Below are 16511 nucleotides of genomic sequence, written 5' to 3' on the forward strand. Positions count from 1 at the left end.
CATAAAAAACTTACTTCTTAGTAGAAGTAGTGGTGCTAGTACTGCTGGAGTTGTCATTTGCATCAGAAATAACAACCGCAGCCAGTGCTGCTGCACCGACACCAACAGCGACTAGAGTAGTGGTACCAACAGCAGCAGTACCAGCTACGCCAGTGGAACCAGCAGCAGTACCAGTAGTTTCCTCAGCAGCAAATGCGTTTGAAGAGAGTACCAACAGAGCAGCCAGAGTCAATACTGATTTTTTCATTACTAATTTCCTTATTTAAACATGACTTAAAGTATTAACAGGATATCTTGAAACGGGCCAATTGACCAGAGCCAGTCGCTCAGATGAGCCCTCTCATCAACTCCGAGCCGGACGTGCGATTGCATGGCGTACCAATACAATCATAGCGCCAAGCATGCCACCAAGCAGGGTACCTAAAACCGCGATCAAAGCACGCTTGGGTTTGACCTTTTCTTCTGCCACAACAGCCGGGTCAAGAGTTTTGAACACATACTCTTGGTTCACTTCAGTCAACATCAAGGTCTTGGTCTGATCCTCGATCAGTTGGTAGAACACCTTTTGCATATCTGCGACCGGGGTTTTCTCAAGCTGTGCTTTGAGATAGGTAATGTTACGTGTCGCATCAGTTTGATCACGCAGTTTCATGGCTTCATTGAGATCGGCCACCAACCAGTCAACCCATTGCTTGGCAGACTCAGGGGAGTAGAACTCCACTGCCACCGTAACTAACCCTGATTTGGCATCCTGACTGATACTGGCAACATCGCGAAACGTCTTGACCAGCTCCCAGTCCGTTGGTTCAACCGACTTGCCAGGGGGCACTTCGCGCACCCACTTTTTGCTGGCCACATCATAGATCTCTGCATCAATCACCAATTCGCCTGTAGTCTTATCCGCTTTGACAACGGCCATCAACGGCACTTCCAGGTGATGTTGGCGAATAAAATTGCTGAGGAACTGGCGAGATCTTCCGATCTCGACTGCAATAGCAGTCTTGTCCGGCCCCCCACTATTGAGATTAACCCCTGCCAAGCTGGCAAGCCCACCAAATTGAGCCGCCATAGCAGCAAGCCCGCCACCTTGCTGTTCAGCTGAAGGCGCAAGCAAAGCCTCGGAGCGATAAACATCTGGCAGTGAAATGGCAACCAGCACAGCAATTACTGCACCGATTAGGGTACTGGCGACAATCCACCACTTACCACGCCAAAGCGCCGCAAACAATTCACGTAAATCGATCTCATCTTCCCCACCACCGCTCATCGCAATAGGCAAGGGAGGGTGTTCTTCTATCTGTGTCATATAACTAACCAAATCTCAAAAGAGCCAGGTGGCCTTCACCACCTGACTGAATGGACTATCAAATGAGTAGTGGAATTACTTGATGGCACTCCACGCGACACCTAGTTGATAGAGGATCTGGGTAGCAGAAGTCATGATGCTCAGGTTATCCAGATAATCGGAATCAACAGGAACCACGATCGTATCACCAGGCTCCAGGTGCTTACGGCTACCAAACCAGCTATCGCCAGGCAACATCACACTACCATTCGCCTTTATCACATAGATACGATCAGTATCAGCCTGCTTCTTGGTGCCGCCAGCCCGGCTCAGGTAATCATTGACACTCAGGTTACCATCGTAGACGTGGGAAGATGGGAATTGCACCATCCCCTGAATAGAGACTACATTTTGCAATGCGGGTACATAGAGCTTGTCACCATCTTGCAGCATCACATCAGCCTGCTTATCACCAGACAATATCGCCGGCATGTCGATAGTCATACGCCCGACCGCCTTGCTATTTTCAAGCTGGTTAACGACGGTCATCGCTTCTGCAGGCGAGCTGGTGTAGTTAGCAATGCTGGATTGACGGCGCAACGTCATCGTTGCGATTTCTTGCTTGAGTTCATCACGCAACAATGCAATTCGTTCCGCTTCCTGCTTGCGTAGCGCCTCACGAGCAAATACTGCGCCATTCGGGTTCGCATAAGGGGTTATACCGCCGACTCGTTGGATCAAGTCCTGCAGGCTTTCGCCACGGCGAACCGTATAGGTCCCAGGATACTTCACCTCGCCAAACACCTGTACAGTGGCTTCTTCACGCCATTGGGGGTGAGGCAACACATTCAAGCTGTCTTTGGATTGAACCAAAGGTGAGCCGGTGACACGATTCGCAGTTGCCAAATCAAGGCGCTGATTTTCAATCGCAATATCGTTGCCCCTTTCACTAACCCGTGATAGCTCAATCACATTCGCTTGTTCGTTGAAACCACCTGCCGCCATGAGCAAATCATGAGTACGACTATAAGGCGTCAAAGGATAGATCCCCGGGTATTTCACCTCACCGCGCACTTCAGCAATCTGTACCGGCTTGCCTTGTGCCGCTTGTGCTTTCAAACGTTCAAGAATGGGAGCAAGAAGAGCCTGACGAGAAGCCCCAACGACCGCCTCAGTTGTGGTTGTACCAGACACCTCAGCCAGTGTCATTTTCTCTTCCCTGGCAAGCTGAGCACGGCTGACATCGGCACCGGTGCTGCTATCGACCGTATTAGCTTGTTGGGCAATTCGTTGTTGAGCCTGCTTGTTGATACTAGTAGACGGCGTGCGAGCATTAGCCTGTTGTGTCAAGCGGTCAGTCGTATCATTGCTAAAGACAAGCACCTGATCACGCGGCTGCAAGCGAATGTCATCTTCGCTCCCCGGCATTTGCAGGGCTCGCCCCAGATTGAATTGCAACACCTCGATATTACGCTGGGCATCCACTTCACGGACAACCAAGGCATAGTTCAAGTCAGTGACCGAGGTCAGATCACGATCAGCACTTTGTAAAACGCGACTGATCCGCATCCCTGGCTGAAAACTGAATACCCCTTCACGAACCACGGCACCTTTCACCACAATCGCTTGGCTATATTCGGTACTACTCGGCTTGACCGTGATCTTGTCACCATCGCGCACAACAAACTGGCGATCATGCTGACTTACCAGATTCAAGTTGAATACCCGCATCCCAGTTTCACCGTAGCGGGTCACCGAAACCTCTTTGAGCGCAGCAGCCTTCATGCCTCCAGCCAACCCCAGGACATTAACCAGAGCAGCCGGGCCACTTAACTCATAAATAGCGGGACGTTTAACCAGACCATCGATGCTCACCTCGCTCCCTTTGGCAGGGATAAATACAGTGTCACCGGAACGCAAACGAATATCCTGACTGGTGTCACCCCATACCAGCATCTTGTAGAGGTCGACATCGATCACTTTCTGCCCAGCACGCTTGACCTGGATCTTACGCAGCGACCCCACTGTATCGATACCCCCAGCGGCTTGCAAAGCCTGGGTCACTGTCGCCATACCATTGACATTGTAAGCACCAGGGCGATAGGCATCGCCCATCACAAAGACCTGCATGGTACGTAAAGCGCCAAAACTGATAAACGCCTCTACACCAATCTTTTGCTCTTTGATCCGGTTTTCCAGTTCAGTGCGTAGTTGCTGGAAGGTCTGGCCACTGGCAGCAATAGGGCCAAGGGATGGAAAATCGATAAAACCCTCGCGGCCAATCGCAAGGCTGTAACTCGCATTCTCCTTGCCATAAAGCTGAACCCGGATCTCGTCACCCGGCCCCATCACATAATCATCGGCAACCGGCATATCTACCACGGGCGCATCGGTCAGCGGCTCACCAGCAAAAACGCTATAGCCAAAAGGCTGCAATGCCCCCTCTTGTGTCGCACCGGCGACCAATGGTCGCTGAGATGCCTGGCTGTAATCCACTTCACGTGGGGCCGCCACAGGCGCAGTGTTTACCGGTGTGACACTGCTTTGGCTGTTACTCCCTCCCAACTGAGATGGGTCGATACCATACTGAGCAGCCATCGCTTGCTGCTGAGCAGGAGATAACTGTTTAAATTTGGCCATCATCTCGGGCGTAATTTGTGGCGCCGCTATAAGCGGCAACCCCATCAAAGCCAGTGAGAGAAGCAATCCCTGTTTTTTCATCTTGATAAATCCACCACATACAAAATATTGATACCACCCACGGCATAAGCAGGTAGTATCATACCAAAAAGCGCATGTCTTAGGTTAACGAGTTAAACTAGCATCCGAAAAATGTCAGAGTCTAATGTTAATCACTACCAAACAGATCGCGGGTATAGACCTTGTCAGCGATATCGGTCAGCTCAGGCACCATGCGGTTGGCCAGAATTACATCGCAGCTCTCTTTGAACTCGGCAATATCGGTAAGGACTTTTGAGCGAAAGAATTCCGGCTGTTGCAGGGTTGGCTCATAAATAACCACTTCAATCCCCTTGGCCTTGATCCGCTTCATCACTCCCTGAATAGCAGAAGCACGGAAATTATCGGAGCCCGCCTTCATTACCAACCGATATACCCCAACCCGCTTGGGATGTTTACAGATCACCGAGTCGGCAATAAAATCCTTGCGGGTGGTATTGGAATCGACAATGGCCCGGATCAGGTTATTCGGTACATTATTGTAGTTAGCCAATAGCTGCTTGGTATCTTTCGGCAGACAATAACCACCATAACCGAATGAGGGATTGTTGTAATGGCTGCCGATACGCGGATCGAGCCCCACCCCTTCAATCACTTGACGGCTATCGAGGCCGTGGTGCTGTGCATAGGTGTCGAGCTCATTGAAAAAGGCGACTCGCATGGCCAAATAGGTGTTGGCAAACAGCTTGATAGCCTCAGCTTCGGTGCTGTCAGTAAACAGTACAGGCACATCCTGCTTGATTGCCCCTTCCAACAGCAGGTTGGCAAATACCTGGGCCCGTTCACTGCGCTCGCCGACCACAATGCGGGACGGATGCAGGTTGTCGTAAAGCGCTCGCCCTTCACGCAAGAACTCCGGCGAGAAAATAAGGTTTGCACACCCCAGCTCTTCACGCAACCGAGCGGTAAAGCCGACCGGAATAGTCGATTTGATCACCATCACCGCAGCGGGGTTGATGGCCATCACATCCTTGACCACAGACTCGACCGTGCCGGTATTGAAGTAATTGGTCTCGGGATCGTAATCGGTGGGAGTAGCGATAATAACAAAGTCGGCGCCCTGATACGCATCGGCTTTATCCAGAGTCGCTCGCAGATTCAAATCGTGGTTAGCCAGATAGCTTTCAATCTCGTTATCAACGATGGGGGAGCGGCGCTGATTGATGAGAGAAATTTTCTCTGCCAATAGGTCGAGAGCGACCACTTCGTTGTGCTGGGAAAGCAGCACGGCATTTGACAGACCGACATAGCCGGTCCCCGCTACAGCAATTTTCACCATGGGTTTACCTGATTGATTAAATTAAGGTTCTGACTTTGGGCTGGCAATTTGAGCTATAAAAATGACTTACCATAACTCGAGTGGTAGAAAAAGGGGCATCGTTGGCGGACAGAGGCATACCCTCCCCGTCAGGACTGCTGAACAAGGTGTTTATTATACCAGCATGAGCGATACCATTAATATATAAACTGAAATTTAAATGTCATATTAGAAAATAAATAATTCTCATCACATCTATCTTCGAACTAAAAACCCCATATTAATCTACATATTTAAACTTAAAAATCATGCAACATCAACATAGAGACAATAAAGTTGAAGGATATAGCTTTACCGCATTTTCTTATACATGAAGAGCTTAATGAAATCGGGAGATAAGCGAACAACTGCTCGTAAAAATGATGCTTTTATCAGCTCACCAAAGTTGATAAAACTTGATTTATACATCAGTCTATAACTAATCAACTCTCCTTTTAAAAATGTGAAACCACGACGAGTGATAAAAGCCTCACCTGTTCGCATTCTCAATAAAACATTGGGGATATTGGCCAATTTATATCCGGACTGAATTACTCTCACCCACAAAAGATGATCTTCAGGGTATATATTATAGTAGCCCCCAACGCCTAAGATTACTGACTTTCTAAAAATTGCGGCTGGATGGCTAATGGGGGAACGCAGTTTAGCAAAATTAACTATATCATTGTGGGTCAGTGGTAACCTACGAATTGACATCTGAGAACTAAAATCTGTATTCCACTCTTCAATAAAGCCACTAGATACAGCCACATCCACATTGGCATTCATAAATGCTATTTGCAAATTAAAACGATCCGGCAAAGATACATCATCTGTATCCATTCTAGCTACCAAATCGAAATTGCAATATTCTAAACCGATATTTAATGCAGAAGCCAAGCCAACATTACTTGGCAAGGTTACACACGTCATAACCGTCCCTAATCTATCACACCAGCCCTCAATTTCGGCATTTAATTCAGGAGTTAACGGACCATCTTTTACTAGGACAATTTGCCTTGGTTTTAAGCTTTGTTTGTACCAAATACTATCGAGCGCTTGAGACAAATATAATGGTAATTCTTTATTATAAACGGATAGCAATACTGTAAAATCAGCCAAAGCGATGTCCTTAACAATATTATCTTCAACCATGTACAATATGCCTCAGGGAAATGGTTATTATCAAAGAATAAACTCGGACATGACTTCCCAAAAAATCATTGTGAAGTAATGCACACCATTAATTTTTTCAAGAGTGACTGGATGCATTCGTGTTTCGATAATCTCTATTAATCCAAGCTACCAACAATACAAATATATATATTGGTGAATAGTGCACATTTAGCATCATAGCCATTAAACATGCATAAGTTACGATAGCACTTGAAACTTTAGAATATGACCTAAATGCCAAAGATGAAAGTATTGCAATAATAGGAAAAATACCGAACTCAAATGACATACCAACATAAGAATTATGTGTATCTCTAGGTAGGAATTCTAACAGCGTTTTATGTCCATATCCAAGTGGGTTAGCAGCGAACAGAGATATAGCTTGTGAAACGCTTTCAAATCTATAAATTAGTGATCTAAACTTAATTTCAGACAACTCATTGGACAATCCAAAAAAAGTATTGGTTAACATATTAAAACTATCTAAAAATGCATCAGAGTATAGATAAAGAACAGGATAGATGACAAAACTCACAAGTATACATACAATCGGTTTTACTATGGAATATTGAAGCCTGAAAAAATTCGACAATGCCAATGATAAGATTGCAAAAAATATTGCTGATACGCTTCCAGAAAGGAGGATGCAAATAACACTAATGTACTGTGCAATTTTTTTCCAGCGAGATTCTTGAGGAGAGTAAATAGCACTTATCAGTAACACACCATATATGAAACCAAGAAAATTAGGATCATTAAACGGCCCAGAAAACCTAGGCATCAGATAATATTCAACGGGAAATAAATACGTTCTCCCTTCCAAAAAAAATAAACACGCATCTAATATAATCACAAAACCTAAAAAAACGTAAAATTTTAAAACAAGAGAGATATAGCTACTATATTTCGCCCTAAACCATTTAAAATGAAACCCTATAAATCCAATCAAAAAAAACCAAGATAACCTTGATACATCAGCGATAAGATCTTTTCCAGATGGGAAGATAAGAAAAAGAAAAGACACCAGTAATATAATTATATGAATAGCATCCCCCCCTTTAATCCTATCGGCATTAACTATAATATGAAAAAAAATAAGCACTGATATTATTAAATGTGTGAAATTAGAAACCTTATTAGCTATCATTACCTCTAGCTGACCAAAGGTAACTAAAAAAATCACACACCATGAAATTATATCACTCAGTTCAATTTTTATTTTATGATGCACCTAAAAGCCTCTTCAATACTCTCGTATAACTAGTTATATCTAGGTGATTTAAAAATTTGTCCGCAGCTATTTGTTTGACTTGATGAGAAGTGGGGCAGAAATCAGATAACATTGTTAATAGTTCATTGCTAGATGAATAAACATAAAGAATGTCCGACAATCTATTTGAGTCATAGAATGAAGAGCAATATACAGGTAATCCAGAGGAAAGCGATATGGACAGTTTCGCAGGATAAACCCCATTCATCGCTCCTTTATAAGGGATAATTAAAGCATCACAAGTATCTACTATTTGCTGCAGTAATAGATTTTGATCTGCTTCATAACCCATCCTATTAACCTCAACAGGAAGGAGTGATTCATCCCCCCCCCAATAGTAGATCTCATAACCTTGTTCAATCAGAGAGAAAAAAACCTCAACATCTATATGTTCTGAAATAGAACCAAAATATCCAACTTTATTTATTCGCTTATACTCAGTAGTGAATTCTTTTCGTTTTACTTCAACAGGAGGAATTAGTTGCTCTATTTCCTTTGAATTAGCAATGCTAGGTAGATGAATTTCTTTTAGATAGTATGAATCACACAGTATATGATCTGCGCTATCAACTAATTCTTTTTCATTTTCATATAAACGCTCATCATACCCCCCCCATTGTGAGAACGCTCTCACGCAGTCATAAATAACAAGTGTATCTTCACTTCTCTCCAAAAACCTTAAAATATCAATAGGTACATAGTAGAAGACAACATCATATTTTCTATGTAATTTACGGCCCAATAAAAGCATAAAGACAAGCCGATTACATAATAAATTTAATTTACCTCCCGGAGGGAGAAAATTAGATGTTATTACTCTAATATTTGAGTTTTTAACGTTATGCATTATACACTTTTTATTAAAACCAAACCCTTTAATTAATTTTAAAAACAAAAAATAAAATATCTTACTAAACCCAAGCCTGCTAGTTTTACAAGATTGAAGGAAATCGACTTGATAGCCAAGTTCAGCCAGAATGTTTGCATTCAACTGATGGCGTTGATAAGTAGCATTCCATGCAATACCAGATATAAACAGAGCTCTCTTAGTCATGATATAAAGCCTAAAAAAGCCATAATATAAATAAAATTGTCTGACATCAGATTTTAAACATCCCTTTTATAGCATATAGAGAATAGTAAAATGATATTTTTTGACCAAAAAAGAATATCAACAACCTTAATAAAACCTCATAATTTACAGTTCATTATTTTGAGAAAAACTATTTTTATCAAGGTTCTAAAGCTGAATCCAACAGAAATAAAATTACAAAAAATCAAATTCAGAAACAACATTTTAATGTTATATGCACTTCTTTTAAAATAAGGTCCGAGCTGTGTTGAAAGCTGTGCTTTTTCTCGAAATTTTAAGTTATTCTCAAAACAAAAAATATTATATGCAGCCTGTATTTTGTCTACTTTACTATTTGTAATCCTTTCATGTGGGTGGCTCATGTCTACAACATAAGATGCATGATGAATACAATGAGCATCCGATTCACTCAACAATCTAAACCAACACTCAAGGTCCTGCCAAGCGGGCATATTAATATTGAACCCACCAATTAACCTCAATAATCTCGTATAAGTAAATACTTGATTGCCAATATAATTGGCTTTTAATAAGTCTCTTTTCTTAACGACAGACTTTTTTTCAACAACTTTAACTCTACCCTTTTCATCAATTACTTTACAATCTGAGAATACGACTTGATAATTATTGGATTCTAATTCATTTAGTAAAAACTCCAATCTCTCCGGTAAAAAATAATCATCATCATCCAACCCCGTGATGAACTTCCCTTTTGCTACATCTATAGCTTTGTTTCTTGCCACACAAGCGCCAGAGCGAATTTCATTCCTTAAATAAATAATATTATTGTACTTTTCTATCAAGCCCTTACAAAAATATTGTGTGTCATCATCAGAACGGTCATCAGATATTATAATTTCTATATTAGAGTATGTTTGTGTCAATACGGACTGAACCGCCCTCTCTAATAAATAACGTCTATTACATGTTGGAATGTATACTGAAATTAATGGTTGCAAGATAAACCTCGTTAAAAATTGAATAAAACTTAATGTTTCCCCTTAAAAAAATCTTGTATAAAGAAAAAAAATTTATTTTTTATAAAAAAAACCTCAGATTTAAAAAAATAACAAGATCCCAAAAGCAACATTAACCAATATAAGTAACTATATAAAATTATTCTTTCCTGTAGAAGGGCAACAATTACTGCACCAACTACAATCAGAAAAGTGAAGCCATATAATGCAATTCTTGGCATAGGTCTCCAAACATGGATGGAGAACTCAGTACGGCATACTAAAAAAAACCAAAAAGATAATGCGGTACTGCTGGCTGCACCTGCTGCTCCAAAGAGTGGAATCAAAAAATAGTTACACAACAAGTTTACTAACAATGCTAATACAGCGGCCAACATAGCATATGAGGACTTGCGTGAAATACCAATCCCCACAACCGTAGTCTCTGAAAGAGTATAGAGAAGTGGATAAGCAATACATGCGACTAAAATCCACTGTACGGATGTATATTCGCTAGGCAGAATAAGTGGAACAATCCAGGAGAATAAACCAGCCAAGCAAAATAATATAACCACGAGCATGAGAACATAACGATTAACCATTATAACTTTATCATGGCCTTCATTGTTGCTCGCCCACTTATATACTGTCGGTGCCCATACCGTTGAGAACACAGATTGAAATATTGTCGCGGCGGCAGCAAAACTAACAGAGACAGAGTAAATTGCCAGTTCGCTATAATTACTCCAGCGACTTAGCATCACTCGATCTACTGAGGTCAATCCCCAAAACGCTATGCCACTAAATATTAATGGAAAACCAAAACGAAGCATTTTTTTCAACTGCTGAATATCTATTTTACAAGAGAAACTTAAATGCCATTCAGTGCGAGTATTCCAGAAAAATATCAAGCACGCAAAAACTATTGACAAAGTATTCGCTAATAGAAGGTTCTCAAATGTTTTCTCTATGTTTAGCTGAAAATACGAAAAAATGATGCACAAAACAAATATTTTAGGCAACACTTGGCTCATTGAAAAAGCCAAGCCACGTTCATTCATGCGCAGTACAAGCGATAAAAACCGTGATAAAAAACTAGATAATACGGCAATGGCCAGTATCCAACTAACGAAGGTCGATTGTATTGAAAATACCAACTCACTTAAAAAAGACCCAAACAGTAAACAAGTCATCAAACTGATGAGTAATACAGTAAATCCTGGCAATAAGGCGGATTTTAATAACTGTGGCTTATTCAGCGAATCATGGAATTCACGAACGTAACCTTGATCAAGTCCAAGGGTAAAGAACAAGGTGGCAAAGCTCAGCACAACCTGTAGTAATGCCATTTTACCTACATCCTCTTGGCTAAATAACCAGGCAATAATGGGTAATGACATTATCCCCAGCAATGCTCCACCGACCGGGCCCAAGGCAAAATGTAGTATTTGTTTTAGTGGCATACTGTAATATCACACATAGAGATATACCTGTCAGATAGCATTTCAAGTAAAGATAATTTCAAGTTGCTTGATTAAATTCTTTTCGCTAAAATAATCACCCACATTTCTATTGTTTTCTAATGAAATTGCCGCAGGCTGAATTATTATACTTAAATCTTCGAGAGAGAATACTGTGATACCAAGTTTCTTCAACAAATTATAAGAACTAGTTCCATCACGCATAAACACCGTTTTTCCACGGCCAAGTAAATTAATGGTATTGCCCATACCCTGCTGGCGATGATGAGCAAATATGGCTATATCAATCTCATCTAATATTTTGTTATATTGCTCTAATGGCATAAAATCTATCAATGGATAAAATTTATCCCCAAACATCATTTCCCCCTTGAGTTTAATCTGACTCGCATACTCAGGATCGCCGTATGATAATGGGCAGTATATTCTCTCTACTAAATTGGATAAATCAAACTCAGCCAGCCTTTCAAAAACATGTAGATGGTTATTTGCTGGATCAGCTGAGTTTCCAACAAGCAAGTTCACCTTTTGACTACCACTTATAACCTTTTCTTTTTCACCCGATGAAAATAACTCTCCTCCACTATACACATTGCTTCTATACATAATACATTCACAATATTTACCTTTGGCACCATACCACCGCTGTGCATTTTCATAATCGCCATCAATATAAGTGACCAAACCTCCTAGTCGACTAATAAGAAGCTTCCTAAATATTTCCATAAATCGGTAATGAGCATTTTTCACCGCAAGCTGATGATAGTAGAGATCCCATCCCCACATAACCCAATAGCATTTTTTATGTAACCATGGCATAAAACATAACAATATCACCAGATGGTTCATAAATAACCCATGTAATATTATTCTATCATGCTTATGCAATGCCAACAGGAGTTGAAATAAAACTCTCACACTCTTGAAAGTAGTGAAATGCATAGTATTTTGAGTTTGATTGTAGTGGTATTTTTTATTATCACCAAATGTCAACACCGTATGTAATTCACTGCAAAAATGCTGATGAAGCAGGTCAATAAAGCCAGGAATAAATTTATCAAGAGAAGCAATATGTAATATTTTATTTTTCATTGCTTTTTAACAAAATCTAAAATTTTATCGCACACGAAATCCACCTGTTCATCAGTTAACTCATAAAACAGCGGTAGACGCACCAAAGTATCAGTAAAATAATCAGAGTTTGGTAAAGCGTTGCCTATGTAATTGGCTTGATAAAATTCACTTGCATGTAGCGATAAATAATGGAACACAGCATGCACTTCATTGTCTTTCAAGTACTGAATTAATGCGGTACGCTGTTCGAGTCTTGCACATACTAAATAGAACATATGCGCATTGTTAGTTGAATAATCAGCAACAGTTGGTAATGTAATTCCTGTACCAACTAATGCTATACTCAACTTATCATAGTAGCGTTGCCAAATCGCTTTTCGTCTTGCCTGTATTGCATCAATATTTTCAAGCTGAGCATAAAGATAAGCAGCAATGATGTCTGAAGGTAAGAAAGATGAACCGATATCGACCCATCCATATTTTGCTACTTCACCGCGGAAAAATGATGAGCGATTAGTACCTTTTTCGCGAATAATTTCCGCACGATGAATATACTTTTCATCATTGATAACAAGTAAACCACCTTCACCTGAAATTATATTCTTGGTCTCATGGAATGAGAAAGTTCCAAAAGTACCGATACTACCCAAAGGTCGTCCTTTGTAATAGCCATCAATTGCTTGAGCTGCATCTTCTACAATTGGAATATTATGCAGCTTGGAAAGCGCCATAATTGCGTCCATGTCACATGCCACACCAGCATAATGTACCACTACAATAGCTTTAGTTTTCGGCGTAATCAGTTTTTCAATTTCCTGTGGATCAATATTCGGATGTTCTGGATAACTGTCAGCGAAAATAAGATTCGCACCGCGTAGTGCAAAGGCGTTTACCGTTGAGACAAAGGTATAAGAAGGAGCAATTACTTCATCGCCAGGCTTAATATCAAGCAGGATCGCTGCCATTTCTAATGCATCCGTGCAGGATGTAGTCATCAGCACTTTTTTAAAACCATAACGCTGTTCAAAAAAATCATGACATCTTTTAGTGAAGGTTCCGTCGCCAGAAATTTTACCAGTGGCAACAGCTTGAGCAATATACACTAATTCTCTACCATGAAGATATGGTTTATTAAATGGAATCATTAAAACTCTCCAATAATTAATTACATTCTTTCAGATATTCATCTTCATAATCCAAAAGATCTTTTTTTCTTTCTTTTATTCTTTTTGCTGGAATCCCGAAATAAATTCCCCAAGGTTGAGTGCTCTTTGTCAGCATTGTCATTGCACCAATGGAACAGCCTTCAGCCACTGTCACACCAGGAAGAACAATACTTTTAGTTCCAACAATTACATGTTTTCCAATATAGACTCTTTTATAAATTTCTTTTTTGTATTTTTTAGGGACCGTCGGATTAGTCATTGTTCGCCCTGAATAATCATCACTTTGAGTGAATACATGGCAACCATAGGCCAAGCCAGAAAAGTCCTCCATTTCAATTCCCAGTTCACCACCAGCTAAATTACAATATGCTGCTATATGTACATTCTTACCTATTTTTATATTCCCAGATAATAAGCAGAAGTCATCGACTCTTGAATTATCACCAATAGATATTAAATCAGCATTGTAGATAGCCGTTTTATCACTAATCTTTACATTATTGCCAATATACTTAAAACCAATAGAATTAATTTGCTCTTCTGTTAGAAATGCCATTTAAAAACCTCCATTAAAAAACGAAGAAAATACTGGCTATAGCTATTTTCTCACTATGTCACTTATCTATTAATAATTTATTTCGCTATGCTACATTCTCTAGACAGGCGATATTATAACCTTTGCGCTCTTCGATGGTTTCAACAAAGATCGCGGTAGGAGCCGGCCTTGGGCACCATTTCATCCAGTAGCTCGCAGATGGTATGAACGACTTCCAGATTCTGTTTCTCGTTGTGGCCGCCGATGTTGTAGGTCTCGCCGATGATACCTGTGGTGACCACGGTATAAAGCGCGCGGGCGTGATCTTCCACATAAAGCCAGTCACGGATCTGGTCACCCTTGCCGTACACCAGCAGCGGTTTGCCATCCAAGGCGTTGAGGCTCACCAGCAGGCTCAGCTTCTCGGGGAAATGGTACGGGCCGTAGTTGTTGGAGCAATTGTGACGACGGTCGGCACGGTGCGTGCGCACCAGATCGTCACTTGAAGTCTTGGAGGCAGAATAGGGGCGGCTGGGGGCATAGGGGGTGGTTTCGGTGAAGAGCGGCAGTGCCGCACCGGGGGCCACTTCATCCGGATGGGGTAGGTCGCCATACACCTCGTCGGTGGAGATATGGTGGAAACGGAAAGCCGCCTTGCGTACCTCGTCCAGACCGTTCCAGTAGGCGCGAGCCGCTTCCAGCAGTATGTAGGTGCCGACAATATTGGTCTCGATGAAGTCGGCTGGGCCGGTGATGGAGCGGTCAACATAGCTCTCGGCGGCCAGATGCATCACGGCATCCGGCTCGTGCTGGGCAAACACTCGATCCAGCACTCGATCCAGCTCAACACGGTTGCAGATATCCACCTGTTCAAAGGCATAACATTCACTACTGGCGACACTGGCCAAGGATTCCAGATTGCCCGCATAGGTGAGTTTATCGAGATTGATGATGGCATCTTGGGTATTACGGATGATATATGGCGCACTACACTTGAGCCGATAAAGCCTACACCACCTGTTATAAGAATATTCACTTTATTGTGCCGAGTTAAACAGTTTCTAGAAAAAATGCTAGTAAAAAGAACCAAGCGCAACAAAAATAGATAATATCAATGTAGGTTGGCAAACCGTTTAAATATCATATTATTCAGTGCTCAGCATCTATATAAAAATTATCGCCCCATACCAAAAAGAACTGTTTTTACAGTGCGCAGCAAAACTTTAACATCTAACCAGAGATTTTGATGTTTAATATAGTAGATATCATATTTGTGTTTCCAAATAGCATCTTCAATAGAAGCACCGTAAGGATAGCTGACTTGAGCAAGTCCAGTTATTCCTGGCTTTACTGCATGGCGGAAACGATAGTAAGGAATCACAACCTCTAATTCCTTGATAAAAACTTCACGTTCGGGCCTTGGACCGACAAGTGACATCTCATTTTTAAATACGTTAATAAGCTGTGGGAGTTCATCGATTCGAGTTTTTCGAATAAACGCACCGACTCGGGTAACACGAGAATCATTCTTACTCGCCCATTGTGCACCATGCTTTTCAGCATCTTTGTACATAGAACGAAACTTAATTACATCAAACTCTCTGTTGAACTGACCAACTCTAGCTTGACGATAGAAAATAGGCCCCGGAGATTCTAATTTAATAAAAAACGCAGCCATCAAGCAGATAGGAATAGCAAACAGAGAAAGAATTGTGGCAGCTATAAGGTCCAATGCACGTTTTATAACTCGATTAAAGGCATTAGAAAGAATAGAAAATGCCTTCATATGCAAAAAGTAGCCACTATGTAGCAATTCAACCTCCGTCAAACCAAAACGACGGTCAATATAGCTAACTAATGGTTCTACATAGGCCCCACACTCCATTGCTTGGACGAGCATAGATGCGATATCATCGGGTAAATTATTGCTTTTGTAGTGAACTAGGGTTTTCCCCCTTAAATCACTCAAAATATTTTCATTATAATATACCGTTAGATTATGTCGTGATAGAACTCGACTAATGAGCTCAATATCACCAGCGTCACAATAGACATATAACTCTGCAGTTTTTACATGCTCTTTTTTTATTTCATCAATAACTCTGCTTACATCAACCGGAACGTTTTGATATACCTGACGGCTCTTTGCCCACTGTGTGGGTCTATCCACATCACAATCCAAAGGTTCTTGATCACCCACACCCTGATGCATATTCATCTCCAACCACTACCCTGTGCAAAATGTTAATAGCCATACGACTTGGTTATTTATAATTATCAACAAAGAAAGCCAGATATTAACTTAAGCCTGAGGAAACGGTGAATCCCCCCTCGCCTCTGATTATTGATAGAAAGCACCATTACAAACTATCACAGATAGATATCCTCTATCAAAAGGGAAAGCTACCGCCCCTGAGTTACAGCCCTCAGCCCGCTCAA

The 16511-nt window shown here is 41.4% G+C and carries 13 protein-coding genes and 1 pseudogene; all 14 read right to left on the reverse strand.

Annotated elements, in window-relative coordinates; genetic code table 11:
* Positions 1-10: 10 nt before the first annotated feature.
* The 14 genes and pseudogenes from QLG02_RS00925 to QLG02_RS00990 all read right to left on the reverse strand — a co-directional run bounded on the left by QLG02_RS00925 (position 11) and on the right by QLG02_RS00990 (position 16284).
* Entirely contained in the window at positions 11-247 is a 237-nt protein-coding gene (locus QLG02_RS00925) for a hypothetical protein (protein WP_268037177.1), read from the reverse strand.
* Positions 248-343: 96 nt separating this feature from the next.
* Positions 344-1306 carry a Wzz/FepE/Etk N-terminal domain-containing protein gene (locus tag QLG02_RS00930; protein ID WP_282464258.1) on the reverse strand — a complete coding sequence of 321 codons (963 nt, stop codon included), beginning with the start codon at positions 1304-1306 and terminating at the stop codon, positions 344-346.
* A gap of 75 nt (positions 1307-1381) precedes the next feature.
* Positions 1382-4006 (reverse strand): SLBB domain-containing protein, encoded by a 2625-nt coding sequence (locus QLG02_RS00935; RefSeq protein WP_282464259.1) that lies wholly within the window; start codon positions 4004-4006, stop codon positions 1382-1384.
* Positions 4007-4133: 127 nt separating this feature from the next.
* Entirely contained in the window at positions 4134-5300 is a 1167-nt protein-coding gene (locus QLG02_RS00940; RefSeq protein ID WP_282464405.1) for a nucleotide sugar dehydrogenase, read from the reverse strand.
* Positions 5301-5633: 333 nt separating this feature from the next.
* Positions 5634-6476 carry a glycosyltransferase gene (locus tag QLG02_RS00945; RefSeq protein WP_282464260.1) on the reverse strand — a complete coding sequence of 281 codons (843 nt, stop codon included), beginning with the start codon at positions 6474-6476 and terminating at the stop codon, positions 5634-5636.
* Positions 6477-6573: 97 nt separating this feature from the next.
* On the reverse strand, positions 6574-7728 hold the full coding sequence (locus QLG02_RS00950; protein ID WP_282464261.1) for an O-antigen ligase family protein: 1155 nt from the start codon (positions 7726-7728) through the stop codon (positions 6574-6576).
* Positions 7718-8821, reverse strand: coding sequence for a hypothetical protein (locus QLG02_RS00955; protein WP_282464262.1), 1104 nt, complete (start codon positions 8819-8821; stop codon positions 7718-7720). The genes QLG02_RS00950 and QLG02_RS00955 overlap by 11 nt, the downstream gene beginning before the upstream one ends.
* Before the next feature lie 137 nt (positions 8822-8958).
* Positions 8959-9819: a glycosyltransferase gene (locus QLG02_RS00960; protein ID WP_282464263.1), complete on the reverse strand. Its 861-nt coding sequence runs from the start codon at positions 9817-9819 to the stop codon at positions 8959-8961.
* A 29-nt stretch (positions 9820-9848) separates the two neighbouring features.
* Entirely contained in the window at positions 9849-11279 is a 1431-nt protein-coding gene (locus QLG02_RS00965; protein WP_282464264.1) for an oligosaccharide flippase family protein, read from the reverse strand.
* Positions 11280-11321: 42 nt separating this feature from the next.
* Positions 11322-12389, reverse strand: a complete 1068-nt coding sequence (locus QLG02_RS00970; protein ID WP_282464265.1) for a TDP-N-acetylfucosamine:lipid II N-acetylfucosaminyltransferase — start codon at positions 12387-12389, stop codon at positions 11322-11324.
* Complete coding sequence (gene rffA / locus QLG02_RS00975) at positions 12386-13516, reverse strand: dTDP-4-amino-4,6-dideoxygalactose transaminase (protein ID WP_282464266.1); 1131 nt, start codon at positions 13514-13516, stop codon at positions 12386-12388. Before rffA ends, QLG02_RS00970 begins: the two co-directional genes overlap by 4 nt.
* 16 nt (positions 13517-13532) lie before the next feature.
* Positions 13533-14093 carry an acyltransferase gene (locus QLG02_RS00980; protein ID WP_282464267.1) on the reverse strand — a complete coding sequence of 187 codons (561 nt, stop codon included), beginning with the start codon at positions 14091-14093 and terminating at the stop codon, positions 13533-13535.
* Between the two features lie 149 nt (positions 14094-14242).
* Positions 14243-15108 (reverse strand): annotated as a pseudogene (locus QLG02_RS00985) (GDP-mannose 4,6-dehydratase); the annotation flags it as partial.
* A 138-nt stretch (positions 15109-15246) separates the two neighbouring features.
* Positions 15247-16284: a sugar transferase gene (locus QLG02_RS00990; protein ID WP_282464268.1), complete on the reverse strand. Its 1038-nt coding sequence runs from the start codon at positions 16282-16284 to the stop codon at positions 15247-15249.
* Positions 16285-16511 lie beyond the last annotated feature (227 nt).

This window comes from Aeromonas sp. V90_14 (genome assembly GCF_029967615.1).
In the GTDB taxonomy this organism is placed as follows: domain Bacteria; phylum Pseudomonadota; class Gammaproteobacteria; order Enterobacterales; family Aeromonadaceae; genus Aeromonas; species Aeromonas hydrophila.

Bases quoted from the DNA above. Each gene is read 5' to 3' on its own strand.
- QLG02_RS00955 (WP_282464262.1), bottom strand. From the start codon at position 8,821: ATGACTAAGAGAGCTCTGTTTATATCTGGTATTGCATGGAATGCTACT.
- QLG02_RS00935 (WP_282464259.1), bottom strand. From the start codon at position 4,006: ATGAAAAAACAGGGATTGCTTCTCTCACTGGCTTTGATGGGGTTGCCG.
- rffA (WP_282464266.1), bottom strand. From the start codon at position 13,516: ATGATTCCATTTAATAAACCATATCTTCATGGTAGAGAATTAGTGTAT.
- QLG02_RS00980 (WP_282464267.1), bottom strand. From the start codon at position 14,093: ATGGCATTTCTAACAGAAGAGCAAATTAATTCTATTGGTTTTAAGTAT.
- QLG02_RS00930 (WP_282464258.1), bottom strand. From the start codon at position 1,306: ATGACACAGATAGAAGAACACCCTCCCTTGCCTATTGCGATGAGCGGT.
- QLG02_RS00945 (WP_282464260.1), bottom strand. From the start codon at position 6,476: ATGGTTGAAGATAATATTGTTAAGGACATCGCTTTGGCTGATTTTACA.
- QLG02_RS00965 (WP_282464264.1), bottom strand. From the start codon at position 11,279: ATGCCACTAAAACAAATACTACATTTTGCCTTGGGCCCGGTCGGTGGA.
- QLG02_RS00970 (WP_282464265.1), bottom strand. From the start codon at position 12,389: ATGAAAAATAAAATATTACATATTGCTTCTCTTGATAAATTTATTCCT.
- QLG02_RS00990 (WP_282464268.1), bottom strand. From the start codon at position 16,284: ATGCATCAGGGTGTGGGTGATCAAGAACCTTTGGATTGTGATGTGGAT.
- QLG02_RS00925 (WP_268037177.1), bottom strand. From the start codon at position 247: ATGAAAAAATCAGTATTGACTCTGGCTGCTCTGTTGGTACTCTCTTCA.